This window comes from Pseudomonas sp. RW407 (genome assembly GCF_003176655.1).
Lineage (GTDB): Bacteria > Pseudomonadota > Gammaproteobacteria > Pseudomonadales > Pseudomonadaceae > Pseudomonas > Pseudomonas delhiensis.
Window position 1 is genome coordinate 81,915 of sequence record NZ_QGSL01000088.1, and the last position, 18,666, is coordinate 100,580.

Here is an 18,666-nt window from a genome sequence, read left to right on the forward strand (position 1 = left end):
GGGCGGATCGGCGGTTCGCTGAAGATGCACGACGGGCCGGCCTTCTGCAGTTGCGCGCGCATGGCGGCGACGTGGCGAGCGCCCGGCTGCACGTCCGCGGACAGGGCGAAGACCCCGGTGTGGCGCAGGCCGTAGGCTTCCTCGAAGTAGTCGAAGGCCTCGTGGAAGACGAAGTAGGGCTTGCCCACCAGCGGCGCCAGGCGCTGCTTCAGGCGCGCGTCGAGCTGCTCCATGCGCTCGTCGAAGGCCTTGAGGTTGGCCTGGTAGCGCCCGGCGTTGAGCGGGTCGGCGATGGCCAGGTCCTCGGCCATGCGCGCGGCGATGGCCTGGGCGTTGGCCGGCAGCAGCCAGAGGTGCGCGTCCACGGTGCCGGGGCGGTGGTCGTGATCGTGGTCCTCGTAGTCGGCGTGGCCCATGTTCTCGAAGTTGACGAACTTGCGCAGGTGCATGCCCGGCAGCTCCTGCACCGCCACGCTGGGCGCCTGGCGGGCCTGCAGCGGCTTGTCGAGGAACACCTCCATGTCCGGGCCTATCCAGTAGAACAGCTGGGCCTCGCGCAGGCGGCGCACGTCCGAGGGGCGCAGGGCGTAGCTGTGCGGCGAGGCGCCGGGCGGCAGCAGCACGTCGGGGCTGCCTTCGCCGTCCTGGACGGCGGCGGCGATCAGTTGCAGCGGCTTGATGCTGGTCAGCACCTTGACCTCGGCGCTGGCGCCGAGGCTGAGGAGCAGGGTGCAGCAGGCGAGGAGCAGGGCGGAAGGGCGCAGGGACACGGCGGACTCACACGGGAAGGGAGGTAAAGGGTAATATAATAACGTCTCCGTACCCGAGCGTCGTCGCCGCATGTACAAGTTGATGCCCACCACCCCGCTAGCCTGCCGCCCGCATGACCACGCCAACTGCGTGGCCGGCGCCCTGGCCGAGGCCGACGCGCTCTGCGCGCGCCAGGGCGTGCGCCTGACCGAGCTGCGCCGGCGCGTGCTGGAGCTGGTCTGGCAGAGCCACAAGCCGCTGGGCGCCTACGACATCCTCGCCGTGCTCAGCGAGGCGGATGGCCGCCGCGCCGCGCCGCCCACCGTCTACCGGGCGCTGGACTTCCTCCTGGAAAACGGCCTGGTGCACCGCATCGCCTCGCTCAACGCCTTCGTCGGCTGCAACAACCCCGAGCACGCCCACGAGGGCCAGTTCCTCATCTGCCGCGCCTGCCACACCGCCATCGAGCTGGAGCAGCCGGCCATCAGCCAGGCGATAGTCGCCGGCGCCGAGGGCGTCGGCTTCGTGGTGGAGACGCAGACCGTCGAAGTGGTCGGGCTCTGCGCCGCCTGCGCGCCGAAGCAGCGGGAGGCCTGATGAGCCAGCCCCTGGTCCGCCTCGAAGGGGTGGGCGTGCGCTATGCCGGCCAGGCGGTGCTGCAGAACGTCAGCCTGAGCATCGCTGCCGGCGAGATCGTCACCCTGATCGGCCCCAACGGCGCCGGCAAGACCACCCTGGTGCGCAGCGTGCTGGGCCTGCTCAGGCCCGACAGAGGCACGGTGTGGCGCCAGCCGAAGCTGACCATCGGCTACATGCCGCAGAAGCTCCACGTCGACCCCACCCTGCCGCTCTCGGTGCTGCGCTTCCTGCGCCTGGTGCCGGGCGTGGGCCGCGAGCAGGCCCTGGCTGCGCTCAAGGAAGTGGGCGCCGCGCACGTGCTGGAAAGCCCGCTGCAAACCGTCTCCGGCGGCGAACTGCAGCGCGTGCTGCTGGCCCGGGCGCTGCTGCGCAAGCCGCAACTGCTGGTGCTGGACGAACCCGTGCAGGGCGTCGACGTGGCCGGCCAGGCCGAGCTGTACCGGCTGATCACCCGCCTGCGCGACCGCCTGGGTTGCGGCGTGCTGATGGTCTCCCACGACCTGCACCTGGTGATGAGCACCACCGACCAGGTGGTCTGCCTGAACCGCCACGTGTGCTGCCACGGCCACCCCGAGCAGGTCAGCGGCGACCCGGCCTTCGTCGAGCTGTTCGGCCAGGACGCCCGCAGCCTGGCGGTCTACCACCACCACCACGACCATTCCCACGACCTGCATGGCGAGGTGGTGCCGCAGCGCACCGGCCTGGCCATCCAGGGCAAGCTGCGCCCTCTACAAGGGCAGGTCCACAAGCACGGCCCCGACTGCAACCATGGCTGATTTCCTTCTCTACGCGCTGCTGGCCGGGCTGTCCCTGGCGCTGGTCGCCGGCCCCCTGGGCTCCTTCGTGGTCTGGCGGCGCATGGCCTATTTCGGCGACACCCTGTCCCACGCCGCGCTGCTCGGCGTGGCCCTGGGCTTCCTGCTGGACGTCAGCCCGACCCTCGCGGTGACCGTCGGCTGCGTGCTGCTGGCCGTGCTGCTGGTGACCCTGCAGCAGCGCCAGCCGCTGGCCGCCGACACCCTGCTGGGCATACTCGCGCACAGCACCCTGTCCCTGGGCCTGGTGACCCTGAGCTTCATGAAGGAAGTGCGGGTGGACCTGATGGCCTACCTGTTCGGCGACCTGCTGGCGGTGAGCCAGACCGACCTGCTGTGGATAGTCACCGGCAGCGCCCTGGTGCTGGGGCTGATCTGCTGGCTGTGGCGGCCGCTGCTGGCGATCACCGTGCACGAGGAGCTGGCGCGGGTCGAGGGCCTGCCGGTCACCGCCATCCGCCTGGCGCTGATGCTGCTGATCGCCATCGTCATCGCCGTGGCCATGAAGATCGTCGGCGTGCTGCTGATCACCTCGCTGCTGATCATCCCCGCCGCCGCGGCCCAGCGCCACGCCCGCAGCCCCGAGCAGATGGCCGCCGGCGCCACCCTGGTGGGCCTGGTGGCGGTGTGCGCGGGGCTTGCGCTGTCCTGGTTCAAGGACACCCCGGCCGGGCCGTCCATCGTGGTCAGCGCGGCGGCGCTGTTCCTGCTGAGTTTTGTCCTGCCGCGGCGGACGGTGTAGAATTTGTCGATTTTTTGATCAATCGAGAATGACTGGCATGAAGTCCCTTGCCCTCCGTCTGCTTTCCGTCCTCTCCCTCGCCCTGCTGCTGGGCGCCTGCCAGAGCCTGCCCGGCCAGGCGCCGGGCGGTTCCGGCTTCGAGGCCCGCCTGGCCGCCGGCCAGTTGGAAGCCGCGCAGCTGCAGCTGGGCCAGGAGCACGAGGACAGCGCGCAACTGGCCGAACGCCGCCAGCGCCTGGCCGACGCCTACCTGCAACGCAGCCGCGAAGCCCTGCAGGCCGGCGACGTCAACGGCGCCAGCAACGCCCTGGCCCGCGCCCGCTCGCTGATGCCGCGCGCCCCGGCGCTGGCCGCCGACGTCAAGGACATCGGCCAGCCCAAGGCCGCCGCCCCGGTCAAGTGCGAGCCCTGAAAACCGCGTCCGCCCGTCTTATTCCCTTTCGCTTGGCCCTTATCCGAACAAGGATTAATCGGCTATAGGAAAGCAGGGTAAAATGCGCGGTTTTTGCCGAGCGCCTACGCTCGTTTGCCAGGACACCCCGGCAGAGCGTGCCATTCCCACACTTCGCCGTACCCACAAGGTTCGCCACGTGATCGAATTCCACGACGTCCACAAGACCTACCGCGTCGCCGGCCGCGACATCCCGGCCCTGCAGCCGACGCGCCTGAGCATCGGCGCCGGCCAGGTGTTCGGCCTGATCGGCCACTCCGGGGCCGGCAAGAGCACCCTGCTGCGCCTGATCAACCGCCTGGAAGAGCCCAGCGGCGGGCGCATCGTCATCGACGGCGAGGACGTCACCGCCCTCGACGCCGACGGCCTGCGGCGCTTCCGCCAGCGCGTCGGGATGATCTTCCAGCACTTCAACCTGCTGGCCTCCAGGACTGTGGCCGAGAACATCGCCATGCCGATGAAGCTGGCCGGTAGCTTCAGCGCCGCGCAGATCGCCGCGCGGGTGGACGAACTGCTCAAGCGCGTGGGCCTGCAGGACCACGCCCGCAAGTACCCGGCGCAGCTTTCCGGCGGCCAGAAGCAGCGCGTCGGCATCGCCCGCGCCCTGGCCTGCGGGCCCAAGCTGCTGCTGTGCGACGAGGCCACCAGCGCCCTCGACCCGCAGACCACCGGCCAGGTCCTGCAGCTGCTGGCGGAAATCAACCGCGAGCTGAACCTGACCATCGTGCTGATCACCCACGAGATGGACGTGATCCGCCGCGTCTGCGACCGAGTGGCGGTGATGGACGCCGGGCGCATCGTCGAGCAGGGCGAGGTGGCCGACGTCTTCCTCCACCCGCAGCACGAGACCACCCGCCGCTTCGTCTTCGAGGCCGAGCGCGTGGACGAGGGCGAGCGGCACGACGACTTCGCCCACGTGCCGGGGCGCATCCTGCGCCTGACCTTCCGCGGCGAGGCCACCTACGCCCCGCTGCTGGGCACCGTGGCGCGGCAGACCGGGGTGGACTACAGCATCCTCGCCGGGCGCATCGACCGCATCAAGGACCAGCCCTACGGCCAGCTGACCCTGGCCCTGGTGGGCGGTGACATGGAGGCGGCGATGGCCCAGCTGAACGCCGCCGAGGTGCATGTGGAGGTGCTGCGCGCATGAGCGACTTCTTTGTAAACATTGACTGGTCGGAGATCCTCCAGGCCAGCATCGACACCTTCTGGATGCTCGGCGGCTCGCTGCTGTTCACCGTCATCCTCGGCCTGCCCCTGGGCGTGCTGCTGTTCCTCACCGGGCCCCGGCAGATGTTCCAGAACCGCGCGGTCTACGCCCTGCTGTCCTTCGTGGTCAACGTGCTGCGCTCGCTGCCGTTCATCATCCTGCTGATCGTGATGATCCCCTTCACCGTGCTGGTCACCGGCACCTCGCTGGGCGTCGCCGGGGCCATCCCGCCGCTGGTGGTGGGCGCCACGCCGTTCTTCGCGCGCCTGGTGGAAACCGCCCTGCGCGAGGTGGACAAGGGCATCATCGAGGCCACCCAGGCCATGGGCGCCAGCACCCGGCAGATCATCTGGAACGCCCTGCTGCCCGAAGCCCGCCCGGGCATCATCGCCGCCGTCACGGTCACCGCCATCACCCTGGTGTCCTACACCGCCATGGCCGGCGTGGTCGGCGCCGGCGGCCTCGGCGACCTGGCCATCCGCTTCGGCTACCAGCGCTTCCAGACCGACGTCATGGTGGTCACCGTGATCATGCTGCTGGTGCTGGTGCAGATCCTGCAGACCGTCGGCGACAAGCTGGTGGTCCACTTCTCGCGCAAATAACCACAAGGCCCGCGGGCCACAGGAAAATCCCAAAAGGAGCGATCCATGAAGAAACTGCTTGCCGCCTTCGCCGCCACCGCGGCGCTGTCGATCACTGGCGCCCACGCGGCCGAAACCCTCAGCGTGGCCGCCACCCCGGTGCCGCACGCGGAAATCCTCAACTTCGTCAAACCCATCCTGGCCAAGGAAGGGGTGGAGCTGAAGGTCAAGGAATTCACCGACTACGTGCAGCCCAACACCCAGGTCGCCGAGAAGCGCCTGGACGCCAACTTCTTCCAGCACCAGCCGTACCTGGACGAGTTCAACAAGTCCAAGGGCACCAGCCTGGTGGCCGTCACCGGCGTCCACATCGAACCGCTGGGCGCCTACTCCAGCAAGTACAAGAAGCTCGACGAGCTGCCCTCCGGCGCCACCGTGGTGATCCCCAACGACGCCACCAACGGCGGCCGCGCCCTGCTGCTGCTGGCCAAGACCGGCCTGATCAAGCTCAAGGACGAGAAGAGCATCACCGCCACCCCGAAGGACATCACCGACAACCCGAAGAACATCAAGGTGCGTGAACTGGAAGCCGCGACCCTGCCGCGCGTGCTGAACCAGGTCGACCTGGCCCTGATCAACACCAACTACGCCCTGGAAGCCAAGCTGAACCCGACCAAGGACGCCCTGGCCATCGAGGGTTCCGACTCGCCCTACGTGAACATCCTGGTCGCCCGCCCGGACAATAAGGACAGCGACGCCATGAAGAAACTGGCCGCCGCCCTGCACAGCCCCGAGGTGAAGCAGTTCATCCTGGAGAAGTACAAGGGCGCCGTGGTCCCGGCCTTCTGATAGCCGACTGCACCTTTGAAGAAGCCGCGCCCCGCAAGGGCGCGGCTTTTTTCTTGCCTGTAAACAAGCTGCAACGGCGGGGGCCTATAACGACCTTTCCACGACTTCTTTTTCGCTTAACAGACCGCTTTTCCAGATTCAGGCAGGGGAGAGCGGTCTTTTTTTGCCTGCGCTTCGCCCGCCGCTTTCGTGGGAGCGAGCTTGCTCGCGAACGGATTTCCAGGCGGGCCTATGGTGTTTGTCCGAAGAGCGCCCTCTCCCCAGCCCTCTCCCTGAAGGGAGAGGGGGCTTGTCCGTGCCGAGAAAGAATTTGGTGTTAGCCGGGTGCTCGGTACAAGCCGGCTAACGCCGAAACATCAGCGCACACCGAACGGTCCCCTCTCCCTTCAGGGAGAGGGTTAGGGAGAGGGAACGGAGTCAAGCCATGGCGCCGAAGCAGCCGGGAGGCACCGTTCGCGAGCAAGCTCGCCCCCACAAAAGCCCCCTCGACAACCCCCAGTGATCTTTATATTCTGCACAGCGAAACATAATTCCGTTAAAAACCACAATTACAACGGAGACGCTGAGCATGTCCGAGGTAGTGCAGGTCGAACGTCATGGCGACGTGGCCCTGATCAAGGTCGACAATCCCCCGGTCAACGCCCTGGGCCTGGCCGTGCGCGCCGGGTTGCTGCGGGCCTTGCACGAGGCCGAGGCGGATGCCGCGGTGCGGGCGGTGGTGCTGGTCTGCGCAGGGCGCACCTTCATGGCCGGGGCCGACATCAAGGAGTTCGGCAAGCCGCCGCAGGCGCCCTCGCTGCCCGAGGTGGTCGAGGCCATCGAGGCGTCCGCCAAGCCCAGCGTGGCGGTGATCCACGGCACGGCTTTGGGCGGTGGCCTGGAAGTGGCGCTGGCCTGCCACTACCGCATCGCCAGGGCCGACGCCCAGGTCGGCCTGCCGGAAGTGAAGATCGGCCTGCTTCCCGGCGCCGGCGGCACCCAGCGCCTGCCGCGCCTGGTCGGCGTGGGGCGGGCGCTGGACATGATCGTCTCCGGCAACCCGGTCAAGGCCCCGCAGGCCCTGGAATACGGCATCCTCGATGCGATCGTCGAAGGCGACCTGGCCGAGGCCGGCCTGGCCTATGCCCGCCGCCTGCTCGACGAAGGCCGAGGCCCGCGCCGCACCGGCGAGCGCCAGGTGGAAGGCGACGCCGCGCTGATCGCCGCCAGGCACGCCGAGGTACAGAAGCGCACGCCCGGCCTGTTCTCCCCGCTGCGCTGCGTCGCCGCGGTGGAGGCCGCCACCCGCCTGCCCCTGGCCGAGGGCCTGAAGCGCGAGCGCGAGCTGTTCCAGGAATGCCTGGCGTCGCCCCAGCGCGCCGCCCTCATCCATGCCTTCTTCGCCGAGCGCGAAGCGGCGAAGATCGCCGGCCTGCCCACCGACACCCCGGTGCGCGAAGTGCGCATGGCGGCGGTGATCGGCGGCGGCACCATGGGCGTGGGTATCGCCCTGTGCTTCGCCAACGTCGGCATCCCGGTGAAGCTGCTGGAAGTCGACGGCGCCGCCCTCGACCGCGCCCTGCAGCGCGCCCGCGCCACCTGCCAGGCCAGCGTCGAGCGCGGTAGTCTCACCGTCGAAGCCATGGAGAAGCGCCTCGGCCTGATCCAGGGCGTGCTCGACTACGCCGCGCTCGCCGAAGTGGACCTGGTGATCGAGGCGGTATTCGAAAGCCTGGACGTGAAACGCCAGGTGTTCGAACGCCTGGACGCCGTGTGCAAGCCCGGCGCCATCCTCGCCAGCAACACCTCGTCGCTGGACCTCGATGCCATCGCCGCCTTCACCCGGCGCCCGCAGGACGTGGTCGGCCTGCATTTCTTCAGCCCGGCCAACGTCATGCGCCTGCTGGAAGTGGTGCGCGGCCGCGAGACCAGCGCCGCGGTGCTGGCCAGCGCCATGCAGCTGGGCAAGCGGCTGAAGAAGGTCGCAGTGGCGGTGGGCGTGTGCGACGGTTTCGTCGGCAACCGCATGATCTTCCAGTACGGCCGCCAGGCCGAGTTCCTGCTGGAAGAGGGCGCCAGCCCGGCGCAGGTGGACAGTGCCCTGCGCGACTTCGGCATGGCCATGGGCCCGCTGGCGGTGCGCGACCTCTCCGGGCTGGACATCAGCCACGCCATCCGCGAGCGCCAGCGCCCCGGCCTGAAGCCCGGGCAGACCCTGCCCACGGTGCTCGACCACCTGTACGCCGCCGGCATGCTCGGGCAGAAGAGCGGCGCCGGCTTCTACCTCTACCCGCAAGGCTCGCGCACCCCGCAGGACAACCCGGCGCTGCCGGCCATGCTGGAGCAGGCCGCCGCCGCGCGCGGCATCGCCCGCCAGCCGGTGAGCGCCGAACACATCGTCGAGCGCTGCATCTTCGCCCTGGTCAACGAGGCCGCGCGCATCCTCGACGAGGGCATCGCCCAGCGCGCCAGCGACATCGACCTGATCTTCCTCAACGGCTACGGCTTCCCGGCCTGGCGCGGCGGCCCGCTGTTCCACGCCGACAGCCTGGGGCTGGACCAGGTACTGCAACGCATCCGCGAGTTCCACCAGCGCTTCGGCGCCTGGTGGGAGCCGGCCCCCCTGCTCGAACGCCTGGTGGCCGAAGGCCGCCGCTTCGCCGACCTCTGAGGACCCGCCATGGACATCCACTTCACCCCCGACGAACTGGCCTTCCGCGACGAGGTGCGCGCCTTCCTGCGCGCCAGGCTGCCCGCGGACATCGCCAGCAAGGTGCGCCTGGGCAAGCACCTGACCAAGCAGGACCACCAGCGCTGGCAGCGCCTGCTCAGCGAACAGGGCTGGTACGCCACCCACTGGCCGGTGGAGTTCGGCGGCACCGGCTGGAATGCCGTGCAGAAGCACATCTTCGAGGAGGAATGCGCCGCCTTCGGCGCGCCGCGCACCATCCCCTTCGGCGTGAACATGGTGGCCCCGGTGATCATCAAATTCGGCACGCCCGAGCAGCAGGCCCACTACCTGCCGCGCATCCTCGACGGCAGCGACTGGTGGTGCCAGGGCTATTCCGAGCCGGGCGCCGGCTCCGACCTGGCCAGCCTCAAGACCCGCGCGGTGCGCGAGGGCGACCACTACATCGTCAACGGCCAGAAGACCTGGACCACCCTCGGCCAGCACGCCGACTGGATCTTCTGCCTGGTCCGCACCGACCCCGAGGCCCAGCAGCAGCGCGGCATCAGCTTCCTGCTGATCGACATGCAGTCGCCGGGCATCACCGTGCGGCCGATCATCACCCTGGACGGCGAGCACGAGGTCAACGAAGTCTTCTTCGACAACGTGAAAGTGCCGGTGCAGAACCTGGTGGGCCGCGAGAACGAAGGCTGGACCTGCGCCAAGTACCTGCTCACCTACGAGCGCACCGGCCTGGCCGGCATAGGCGCATCCAAGGCGGTGCTGGCACACCTGAAACGCGTGGCCAGCCGCGAGCTATGCGACGGCAAGCCGATGCTGGAAGACCCGCTGTTCCGCGCCCAGGTGGCCGAGGTGGAGATGCAGCTGATGGCCATCGAGATGAGCACCCTGCGCATCCTCGCCGCGGCCCGCGAAGGCGGCGTGCCGGGGGCGGAAAGCTCGATCCTCAAGGTCAAGGGCACCGAGATCCGCCAGGCCATCAGCCACCTGCTGCGCAAGGTCATCGGCCCCTACGCGCTGCCCTTCATCGAGGAAGAGTTCGAGCTGGGCGCCGAGCCGCTGCACGCCGACTACGCGGCGGCGCCGGCCAGCCAGTACTTCAACCTGCGCAAGCTGTCGATCTTCGGCGGCTCCAACGAAATCCAGAAGAACATCGTCTCGAAGATGATTCTCGAGCTGTGAGGGCGTGAGCATGGACTTCAAACTCAGCGAAGAGCAGCAGATGCTGCAGGACACCGCGGCGCGCCTGGTGCGCGACGAATACGCCTTCGACAAGCGCGAGGGCTTCGCCGCCAGCGAGCCGGGCTACAGCGCCGGGTTCTGGCGCCAGCTGGGCGAACTGGGGCTGACCTCGGTGTCGCTGCCCGAGGCCTACGGCGGCTTCGGCGGCGGCGTGGACAGCATGCTGGTGCTCACCGAACTGGGCCGCGGCCTGTGCCTGGAGCCCTACCTGCAATCGGTGGTGCACGCCGGCGGGCTGCTCGCCCAGCTGGGCAGCGAGGCGCAGAAGGCAAGCTGGCTGCCGCGCATCGCCAGCGCCGAGGCGCAGTTGGCCGTGGCCCTGGAAGAGCCGCAGAGCCACTACCAGCTGCACGACGTGCAGACCCGCGCGGAAAAGGCCGGCGACGGCTGGAAGCTCGGCGGCCGCAAGGCCGTGGTGATCGGCGGGCAGAGCGCCACGGCGCTGCTGGTCTCGGCGCGGGTCTCGGGCAACGCGCGGGACGAGGCGGGCATCGGCCTGTTCCTGCTCGACCCGCAGCAGAGCGGCGTGCAGCGCCGCGCCTACCCGACACTCGACGGGCAGAAGGCCTGCGAGCTGTTCCTCGACGGCGCCGTCGCCGAAGCCGTCGGCACGCCCGGCGAAGCCTTGCCGGCGCTGCGCTACCAGCAGGGCCGCGCCATCGCCGCGCAGTGCGCCGAGGCCCTGGGCAGCATGCAGGAAGCCTGCGCCCTGACCCTCGACTACCTGAAGACGCGCAAGCAGTTCGGCGTGCCCATCGGCAAGTTCCAGGTGCTGCAGCACCGCATGGTGGACATGCGCAGCGAGCTGGAACAGGCCACGTCCATGGCCATCCTCGCCGCCTGCGTGGCCGACCAGGAAGACGGCGCCGAGCGCAGCCGCACCCTGGCGGCGGCCAAGTTCATCGTCACCCGCGCCGGGCGCTACATCGCCGAACAGGCGATCCAGCTGCACGGCGGCATCGGCATGACCTGGGAATACGTGCTGGCGCACCACGCCAAGCGCCTGGTGATGCTCGGCCACCAGCTGGGCGACGACGACCATCACCTGAAGGCCTATGCGGGGTTGATGGAGGTGGCCTGAGGTAGGCCTACGGCCCCCCACCCCAACCCTCCAGGAGAGGGTTGGGGTGGGGGAAGCGGCGTGCTCACGAAGTGACGTAGGGCGTATAACCGTTCGCGGTTATACGCCGCTACACCGCGCCTGAAGGCCGACGCCGAGGTCGAACTCGCAACGCCCTGAAACCCTGGCCAGGCGGCGTATAACGCTCCGCGTTATACGCCCTACGACATGCTCACGAAGCGAATCAGGCGCCGAGGCTCTCGATATCCCGCGCCAGCATCTCCAGCTCGTGGGCCAGGGTGCCCTTGAGCGTCTCCTCGCTGAGCTGGAACGAGGGCGCGCCGCAGGTCAGCGCCATCAGCCCGCCGTCGGCCAGGCGCAACGGCACGCCGGCGGCGCGCACGTTGCGGTCCCAGTCGCCGAGGGAGAGGCAGAAGCCGTGCTCGCGGTATTCCTCGAAGGAGTGCTCCAGCGACGTGCGCAGCGTCGCCCAGTCGCCCTCGTGGCGGGCCTCCAGGGCCTGCAGCAAGTGCTCGCGCTCCTGCTCCGGGGTCGCCGCCAGGTAGGCGCGGCCGGCGGCGGTGGTGGCCAGCGGCAGGCGCACGCCGGCGTCCATGCGCAGGGAGGTGGCTTCCGGCGGGCGGCAGTTCTCCACGTAGATCATCGACAGCCAGTCGCGGCAGGTCAGGCCCACGGTGGTGTTGGTGCGGCGGGCGAAGGCCTCCATGTACGGCTTGGCCAGCTGGCGCACGCGCAGGTTCGACACGTAGGCGTAGCCCAGGGCGAGCACGCCGGAATCCAGCTGGTACTTCTCGTGCTGCTGCGAGTAGCTGAGGTAGCCGAGCCTGGTCAGCGTGTACGTCATGCGCGACACGGTCGGCTTGGGCAGCCCGGTGATCCGCGCGATCTCCTGGTTGCCCAGCACCACCGAGCCGTGGGTGAAGGCGCGCAGCACGTCCAGGCCGCGGGCCAGGGCCTCGACGAACTTGCGGTCCTTGGGTGCGCTGGAGTCTTCGAAATCGTCGCTCATGCTGCCTCGGCATCGGGAAATGGGGGCCGGAGCGGCGTCCGGCGCGGGCGAACGATAGCAGATCGGCATGCCGCGGACAGCAGGGGCGACACGCCATTGCATGCCCAAAGGCTATCGCATACCATCGATTTCGACATCATGTTTCGCAGAGCAGAACAACAATTCACTGATGGAGGGCGCCGATGCCCGTCACTGCCGAAAGTCATGTCGCCGCGCAATTCGCCGCGCGCGGTTACCGCAACGTCCACGACCTGCTGCGCGACGCCAGCCGCGAACACCCCGGGCGCCCGGCCTTCTCCTGCGCCGGCGGCAGCCTGGACTTCGCCGGGCTGGAACGCCAGGCCGACGCCTTCGCCCGCTACCTGCGCCACTGCGCCGGCCTGCAGCCCGGCGAGCGCCTGGCGCTGATGCTGCCCAATTCCCTGCAATACCCCATCGCCGCCTTCGGCGCGCTCAAGGCCGGGCTGGTGCTGGTCAACACCAACCCGCAGTACACCGCCGGCGAGCTGAGCCACCAGCTGCGCGACTCGGGCGCCGTGGCCATCCTGCTGCTCGACCGCCTGCTGCCGCTGCTGCGCAAGGTCCAGGGCGAAAGCGCGGTGCGCCAGGTGCTGCTGACCTCGGTGGAGGACCTGGAAGCCCCGCAGTACGCCTGCGACGAACCCGACGCCAGCCGCTTCATGCAGGCCCTGCGCCTGGGCGCCGAGGCCCCGCCGCTGGACGCCGAGCCGGGCCTGGAGCGCCTGGCCCTGCTGCAGTACACCGGCGGCACCACCGGCCTCTCCAAGGGCGCCATGCTGACCCACTACAACCTGCTGGCCAACGTCATCCAGACCCTGGAGCTGTTCATGCGCCCGGGCCTGCTCGACCCGGCCACCGACGTGCGCATCGCGCCGCTGCCGCTGTACCACATCATGGCCTTCTCCACGAACTGCCTGAGCTCCGTGGCCATGGGCCTGCACACCGTGGTGATCCGCGACGGCCGCAACCTCGACGAGATCATCGAGGCCATGCGCCGCTACCCCTTCAGCCTGCTCAGCGGGCTGAACAGCCTGTTCGTCGGGCTGATGAACCACCCGGCCTTCGAAAGCCTCGACTTCAGCCACCTGAAGTGGGTGACCAGCGGCGGCGCGCCGCTGAACCTGGAAGTCGGCCGGCGCTGGCAGGCGCTCACCGGCGCCCCGGTGCTGGAGGGTTTCGGCCTGACCGAGGCATCGCCCGTGGTGTGCACCAACACCCGGCTGACGCCCTACCGCGAAGGCTTCGTCGGCCAGCCGCTGATCGATACCCAGGTGCGCATCCTCGACGAGGAAGGCAACGACTGCCCGCCCGAGGTGCCCGGCGAACTGTGCCTGCGCGGCCCGCAGGTGATGCTCGGCTACTGGCAGCGCCCGGAGGAGACCGCCCAGGTGCTGGACGCCGACGGCTGGCTGCGCACCGGCGACATCGCCCTGCAGGACGCCAACGGCCTGCTGAAGATCGTCGACCGCAAGAAGGACATGATCCTGGTGTCGGGCTTCAACGTCTTCCCCAACGAGGTGGAGGACGCGGTGATGCGCCACCCCGGCGTGCGCGAGTGCATCGCCATCGGCGTGCCGGACCTGCGCAAGGGCGAGTCGGTGAAGCTGTTCGTCAGCCTGCGCGACCCGGCCCTGGACGCCGCCGCCATCATCGCCCACTGCCGCGAGCACCTCACCGGCTACAAGGTGCCGAGCTTCGTCGAGATTCTCGACGAGCTGCCCAAGACCTCGGTGGGCAAGATGCTCCGCCGCCAGCTGCGCGACCTGGAAAAACAACGGAACCCCACGGCGTGACCCCAGCGACTAAGGTGAAGACAAGCCAGTCAGACGGGGGCCACCAGCCCATGCCAGAGAGCAACCTTCCCGCGTTCCGGCGCATCGGCGTGATCGGCGCCGGCGCCATGGGCCGCGGCATCGCCCAGCTGTTCGCCAGCGCCGGGGTGCCGGTGCAGCTCTACGACAGCCGCGCCGAGAGCATCCAGCAGGCCCTGGCGTTCAACCGCGAGCTGCTCGAACGCGCCGCCGCCAAGGGCAGGCTCGACGCCGATGCCCTGGCCGCCACCCTGCAGCGCCTGCGCCCGGCCCACGGCCTGGACGAGCTGGCCGGCTGCGACCTGCTGATCGAGGCCATAGTCGAGGACCTGGGCGCCAAGCAGGCGCTGTTCGCCGAACTGGAGGCGCGGGTGGCCGAGGACGCGGTGCTGGCCAGCAACACCTCGTCGCTGTCGATCACCCGCATCGCCGCGCGCTGCCGCCACCCCGAGCGGGTCGCCGGCTTCCACTTCTTCAACCCGGCGCCGCTGATGCGCATCGTCGAGGTGGTGCGCGGCCAGCGCACCGCCGAGGCGGTGGTGACGCGCCTCTCACGCCTCGCCGAGCAGGCCGGGCACTTCCCGGCGGTGAGCCCGGACAGCCCCGGCTTCATCGTCAACCACGCCGGCCGCGCCTACAGCACCGAGGCCCTGCGCATCCTCGGCGAGGGCATCGCCAGCGCCGCGCAGATCGACCGCATCCTGCGCGACGGCGCGGGCTTCCGCATGGGCCCCTTCGAGCTGTTCGACCTGACCGGGCTGGACGTTTCCCAGGCGGTGATGGAATCGCTGTACCAGCAGTTCTACCAGGACCCGCGCTACCTGCCCTCGCCCCTGGCGGCGCAGCGGGTGGCCGCCGGCCTGCTGGGGCGCAAGAGCGGCGAGGGCTTCTACCGCTACCAGGATGGCCAGCCGATCCGCGAGGCCGAGCCGCAAGCCGAACCGGTGCTGCTGGACCGCCCGTTCTGGCTCGACAGCCAGGACCCGGAACTGCGCCACCACGTCGGCCAGCTGCTGATCCAGGCCGGCCTTGTGCTGGAGAGCGCCGAGGCGCCCTCGGCCCGGGCCATCTGCCTGGTCACCCCGCTGGGCGAGGATGCCAGCACCCGCATCGATGCCCTCGGCCTGCCGCCGGAGCGCAGCCTGGCCCTGGAAAGCTTCGGCGACCTCGACAAGCGCCGCGTGCTGATGCGCCAGCCGGCCCTCGACCCGCAGCTGGAGGCCCAGGCGCGCCAGGCCCTGGGCGCCGACGGCGTGCCGGTGGAGGTGATCAACGACTCCGCCGGCTTCGTCACCCAGCGGGTGATCGCCAGCGTCGTCAACCTGGGCTGCGAGATCGCCCAGCGCGGCATCGCCACCCCGGTGACACTCGACCGCGCGGTGCAACTGGCCCTGGGCTACCCCTTCGGCCCGCTGGCCTTCGGCGAGCACTACGGCGCCGCGCGCATCCTCACCATCCTCCAGGGCCTGCAGGCCTGCTACGGCGAACCGCGCTACCGCCCCAGCCCCTGGCTGCGCCGTCGCGTGCAACTGGACCTGCCGCTGCACGCCCCGGATGCCGCGGACTGACCCCGGAGCCCCTTGTAGGAGCAACTGTCTTGCAGGCTGCGCCGCCTCTTTCCAACCCGTAGGGCGCATAACGCCTACGGCGTTATCCGCCGCGGCCGTCGGGCACCGGCGTTCCGGCCGGCGGCGGATAACCGCGAACGGTTATTCGCCCTACGGTCGAGCACGGACGTAGGAGCAACTGTCTTGTGGCCCGCGCCGAGATGCTCTTTGTAGGAGCGAGCTTGCTCGCGAACCGCATGGCACCGTCTTTGTTCGCGAGCAAGCTCGCTCCTACGAGAAGCCATGCTCGCCTGCAACGTAGGAGCGGACTCTGTCCGCGATTGCCCGCCCCATCGCACCGAACCGCCCATCGGCACAACCCATCCTACGGGGTGTCATATTTGCCGGAAGGTGTAGGAGAGGCCCCTTACCCCGAGCGCACCTCTTCCAGCAATTCGGGATGGCGGTCGAGCACCTTGAACAGCTTGACCAGCGCCAACGGCGGGCGCGTCTTGCCATTCTCGTAGCGGGAGAACGCGTTCACGCCGCCACCGAAGATCTCCGCGGCCTCGCGCTGGTCCAGCGCCAGCTTCTTGCGCACGGCGGCAATGAACCCCGGATCGACCATCGAAGCGTTCACCTGCTTGTTGAAGGCCAGCATCTGGGCACTCACCCGCGCCGACTCGTCGGCGTCCAGCACCGCCTCGCCACAGGCCGGGCAGAACTCACCGCGCACAGCCGTTATCAGGGTGCTCTCCCCCTTGTAGGCATAGGGAAGGTCGCGGGTCTCGTGGAGCAGTTCGGCTCCACCGCAGAGGGGACATTTCATGCTCATAGCTCCTTGAAGGACACGACAAGCACATCGTCTATGACGGTCAACTTCAGATAGATCCGACCCACGGCGGTCGAAGGTCGGTAGACGTCCTGCCAGACACGATGATCGGCGTGAGTCGTCATGCTCTTGTGGAAATCACGGGGCGCCAGGGCCTCGATGACCGCCAGCATGTCGGCGAAGCGCCGCGCCGCCGGAGAGCGCGGAATAGGTCGCGCGAACCCTGCCCTGGGCAAGCAGCGACTTGACTCGGTCGAGACGGCAATGAGGCGTCGATTTCTCCATCGAGCAAGGCTAGACAAACCCTGGCCATTTAGCAACTTGGTTAATTCCAGCCTGCCGCATTGCACTCCCACGCAAGCTCCGGGACACTAGCCGCCTTCCCCATCGCCGCCCCGCCGGAGCCACCCCATGTCCGCCAAATCCGAAGCCTTCTGGAACCAGCTCTGCGCCGACGCCGGCGTCGATCCGCAGCGGCGCCTGGCCGCGCGCCAGGCCGTGCTGGCCAATGCGAAGGCGGTGGATGCCTGCTTCTACCGCCCCGACGACAACGACCCGGACGCCGAGGAACTGGACCTGGGCGACGCCAGGGTGCTCATTCTCGGCCCCTTCGAGGCGCCCGCCGACTGGGACGCCGCCGAGCGCGAGGCGTTCTTCGAGGATGCCGACCCGGCGGCCTTCTTCAGCGCCCTGGTGGAATGCGAGGCCGAGCCCGGCAGCAAGGCCTTCTTCGTCCCGGAGATCGGTGATTTCGTCGCCGTGATGCCGAGCCCGGACAAGGTACAGATGTACTTCCTGCACGACTGGCACGAAGAGGAAGATGGCTGCCATTGCGTGCTGGTGCGTGATGACGAAGGTCTCTGAGCCGACAAGCAACCCAGGCTTTTTCCTACAGAAGCAGCGGTGAATCTCCACTAGGCCGGGCGCCGGGCCGAACCTACAGTTGCGGGCTCATTGCACCCAGCGGCGCCCGCCATGCCTCACGATCACGACAGCCTGCCGGTGGAACTCGAAACCCACCTGCCCAACCACGCCCCGCGCATCCTGCGCGGGCGCATCAGCCTGAACGACTACCACGACCTGCTGCTGGGCGACACGCCCGCCTTGGTCCGCCTGACAGACCTGCATGGCCAGAGCGACCTGTTCATCCGCGGGGTGAACATCCGCTGGGTGGTCCGCACCGACGACAGCGACGCAGCCGCCTGGGCGCCGCGCCGAAACGTGCCCGGGCGCGGGCCTGGCTGAACCGAAGCTGAATATCGCCACGATTCACAAGCGCCCGGGGAACCGGGCGCCATGGCGTCAGTCACAGAGGAATCTTCGGCAACTTCCTACGCAGCCTTCGGCAGCAGCGCCGTGCGAGAGCCCACCATGCAACCGGATCAAGACACCCTCTGGGTCGAACTGGAAACCCTGGACAACGCCCAGCGCCCGCACCGCCTGCGCGGGCGCATGCAACTGCGCGACTACTTCGACCTGCTGGCCGGCTGCGCCCCCAGCCTGGTGCGCCTGGACGACTGCCGCGCCGACCGCCGCGGCCCGGTGGCCGACCTGTTCATCCGCAGCGTGCACATCCTGCGGGTCATGGCCCTGGGCCCGGTGCCGGCCTGAGGCCACCTCAGTCGGCCATCCCCTTGTAGACATAGGTCATCGGCCGCGGCCCCGGCAGGTACTCGCGGCTCAGCTCGCGCACCTGGAAGCCGCCGGCCGCGATCAGCGCCGGGATGTCGCGGTCCAGGTGGCAGCCGCCGGCCAGGGGCTTCCAGATCGGCGTCAGGCGGTGCTGCCAGGCGCGCACGCCGGCGTCCGGCGCCAGGCCGTGCTCGCAGAAGAGGAACTCGCCGCCCGGCTTGAGCACCCGGCGCATCTCCCGCAGCGCCGCCAGCACGTCCGGGATGGTGCAGAGGGTGAAGGTGCAGACGACGGAGTCGAAGCTGCCGGCATCGGCGCGAATCTGCCCCAGTTCCAGCGCCACCATCTCCACCGGGATGCCGATGCCCGCCGCGCGCTTGCGCGCCAGGCCCTGCATCTGCGCCGCCGGGTCGACGCCGACGATTGTCGACACTTTCCCCGCATCGTAGAAACCCAGGTTCAGCCCGGTGCCGATGCCGATCTCCAGCACCCGGCCGCGGGCCCGCGGCACCAGCAGCGAGCGCTGCTTCATCACCTGGCCCATGCCGCAGGCGCAGTCGATCAGCCATGGCAGCAGGTAGCGGTCGTAGACGCCCATCGTCTTCCCCCCTTGCGGTTTCGCCCAGCCTAGCGCAGTGCAGGTCGCGCCGCGCGGGGCTTTTCGGCCATCCGCAGGATTCCCTGGACGCTTTGCGCATAACCCGGCCGCCTATTAGACGATTGTCGACAATCCACTTGACCGGACAAATATTCGAGGTTAATTTCCGCCGCACCTGATGTGGATTG

Annotated in this window: 19 protein-coding genes and 1 pseudogene; 15 read left to right on the forward strand and 5 right to left on the reverse strand. The window is 69.1% G+C overall.

What is annotated here, in order from left to right; all coding sequences use genetic code 11:
* Positions 1–770 (reverse strand): zinc ABC transporter substrate-binding protein (locus tag DK254_RS06930; RefSeq protein ID WP_109933938.1); only part of this gene is annotated, 770 nt, incomplete at its 3' end.
* Positions 771–840: 70 nt separating this feature from the next.
* Here DK254_RS06930 and zur point away from each other — a divergent pair.
* The 10 genes from zur to DK254_RS06980 all read left to right on the forward strand — a co-directional run bounded on the left by zur (position 841) and on the right by DK254_RS06980 (position 11,028).
* Positions 841–1,347 (forward strand): zinc uptake transcriptional repressor Zur, encoded by a 507-nt coding sequence (zur, locus tag DK254_RS06935; RefSeq protein ID WP_089392773.1) that lies wholly within the window; start codon positions 841–843, stop codon positions 1,345–1,347.
* Entirely contained in the window at positions 1,347–2,165 is an 819-nt protein-coding gene (gene znuC, locus DK254_RS06940) for a zinc ABC transporter ATP-binding protein ZnuC (protein ID WP_109933190.1), read from the forward strand. The genes zur and znuC overlap by 1 nt, the downstream gene beginning before the upstream one ends.
* On the forward strand, positions 2,158–2,946 hold the full coding sequence (gene znuB / locus DK254_RS06945; protein ID WP_109933191.1) for a zinc ABC transporter permease subunit ZnuB: 789 nt from the start codon (positions 2,158–2,160) through the stop codon (positions 2,944–2,946). Before znuC ends, znuB begins: the two co-directional genes overlap by 8 nt.
* Before the next feature lie 37 nt (positions 2,947–2,983).
* A complete protein-coding gene (locus DK254_RS06950) occupies positions 2,984–3,358 on the forward strand; it encodes a hypothetical protein (RefSeq protein WP_109933192.1) in 375 nt (124 codons plus the stop codon).
* A 178-nt stretch (positions 3,359–3,536) separates the two neighbouring features.
* On the forward strand, positions 3,537–4,547 hold the full coding sequence (locus DK254_RS06955; protein ID WP_109933193.1) for a methionine ABC transporter ATP-binding protein: 1,011 nt from the start codon (positions 3,537–3,539) through the stop codon (positions 4,545–4,547).
* On the forward strand, positions 4,544–5,209 hold the full coding sequence (locus tag DK254_RS06960; protein WP_109933194.1) for a methionine ABC transporter permease: 666 nt from the start codon (positions 4,544–4,546) through the stop codon (positions 5,207–5,209). The genes DK254_RS06955 and DK254_RS06960 overlap by 4 nt, the downstream gene beginning before the upstream one ends.
* Positions 5,210–5,254: 45 nt before the next feature.
* On the forward strand, positions 5,255–6,037 hold the full coding sequence (locus DK254_RS06965) for a MetQ/NlpA family ABC transporter substrate-binding protein (protein WP_089392767.1): 783 nt from the start codon (positions 5,255–5,257) through the stop codon (positions 6,035–6,037).
* Between the two features lie 568 nt (positions 6,038–6,605).
* Positions 6,606–8,687: a 3-hydroxyacyl-CoA dehydrogenase NAD-binding domain-containing protein gene (locus DK254_RS06970; RefSeq protein ID WP_109933195.1), complete on the forward strand. Its 2,082-nt coding sequence runs from the start codon at positions 6,606–6,608 to the stop codon at positions 8,685–8,687.
* Between the two features lie 9 nt (positions 8,688–8,696).
* Positions 8,697–9,887 (forward strand): acyl-CoA dehydrogenase family protein, encoded by a 1,191-nt coding sequence (locus DK254_RS06975; RefSeq protein WP_109933196.1) that lies wholly within the window; start codon positions 8,697–8,699, stop codon positions 9,885–9,887.
* Between the two features lie 10 nt (positions 9,888–9,897).
* Positions 9,898–11,028, forward strand: a complete 1,131-nt coding sequence (locus DK254_RS06980; protein WP_109933197.1) for an acyl-CoA dehydrogenase family protein — start codon at positions 9,898–9,900, stop codon at positions 11,026–11,028.
* Between the two features lie 223 nt (positions 11,029–11,251).
* On the opposite strand, the gene DK254_RS06985 is transcribed toward DK254_RS06980, so the two are convergent.
* On the reverse strand, positions 11,252–12,037 hold the full coding sequence (locus tag DK254_RS06985) for an IclR family transcriptional regulator (protein ID WP_109933198.1): 786 nt from the start codon (positions 12,035–12,037) through the stop codon (positions 11,252–11,254).
* 182 nt (positions 12,038–12,219) lie between these two features.
* Between DK254_RS06985 and DK254_RS06990 the strand changes: the two genes are divergently transcribed.
* Positions 12,220–13,851, forward strand: coding sequence for an AMP-binding protein (locus DK254_RS06990; protein ID WP_109933199.1), 1,632 nt, complete (start codon positions 12,220–12,222; stop codon positions 13,849–13,851).
* 50 nt (positions 13,852–13,901) lie between these two features.
* Positions 13,902–15,437 carry a 3-hydroxyacyl-CoA dehydrogenase gene (locus tag DK254_RS06995; protein WP_109933200.1) on the forward strand — a complete coding sequence of 512 codons (1,536 nt, stop codon included), beginning with the start codon at positions 13,902–13,904 and terminating at the stop codon, positions 15,435–15,437.
* Between the two features lie 406 nt (positions 15,438–15,843).
* Here DK254_RS06995 and DK254_RS07000 read toward each other — a convergent pair whose 3' ends face one another.
* Positions 15,844–16,245 (reverse strand): type II toxin-antitoxin system MqsA family antitoxin, encoded by a 402-nt coding sequence (locus DK254_RS07000; protein ID WP_109933201.1) that lies wholly within the window; start codon positions 16,243–16,245, stop codon positions 15,844–15,846.
* Positions 16,246–16,247: 2 nt separating this feature from the next.
* Positions 16,248–16,533 (reverse strand): annotated as a pseudogene (locus tag DK254_RS07005) (type II toxin-antitoxin system MqsR family toxin).
* Positions 16,534–16,659: 126 nt separating this feature from the next.
* Here DK254_RS07005 and DK254_RS07010 point away from each other — a divergent pair.
* From DK254_RS07010 to DK254_RS07020, 3 genes are all read left to right on the forward strand, one after another.
* On the forward strand, positions 16,660–17,112 hold the full coding sequence (locus tag DK254_RS07010) for a hypothetical protein (RefSeq protein WP_109933202.1): 453 nt from the start codon (positions 16,660–16,662) through the stop codon (positions 17,110–17,112).
* A 111-nt stretch (positions 17,113–17,223) separates the two neighbouring features.
* Positions 17,224–17,493 carry a hypothetical protein gene (locus tag DK254_RS07015; RefSeq protein WP_109933203.1) on the forward strand — a complete coding sequence of 90 codons (270 nt, stop codon included), beginning with the start codon at positions 17,224–17,226 and terminating at the stop codon, positions 17,491–17,493.
* Between the two features lie 126 nt (positions 17,494–17,619).
* On the forward strand, positions 17,620–17,859 hold the full coding sequence (locus DK254_RS07020) for a hypothetical protein (protein ID WP_009615991.1): 240 nt from the start codon (positions 17,620–17,622) through the stop codon (positions 17,857–17,859).
* 7 nt (positions 17,860–17,866) lie between these two features.
* Here DK254_RS07020 and DK254_RS07025 read toward each other — a convergent pair whose 3' ends face one another.
* Positions 17,867–18,478: a class I SAM-dependent methyltransferase gene (locus DK254_RS07025; protein WP_109933204.1), complete on the reverse strand. Its 612-nt coding sequence runs from the start codon at positions 18,476–18,478 to the stop codon at positions 17,867–17,869.
* Positions 18,479–18,666 lie beyond the last annotated feature (188 nt).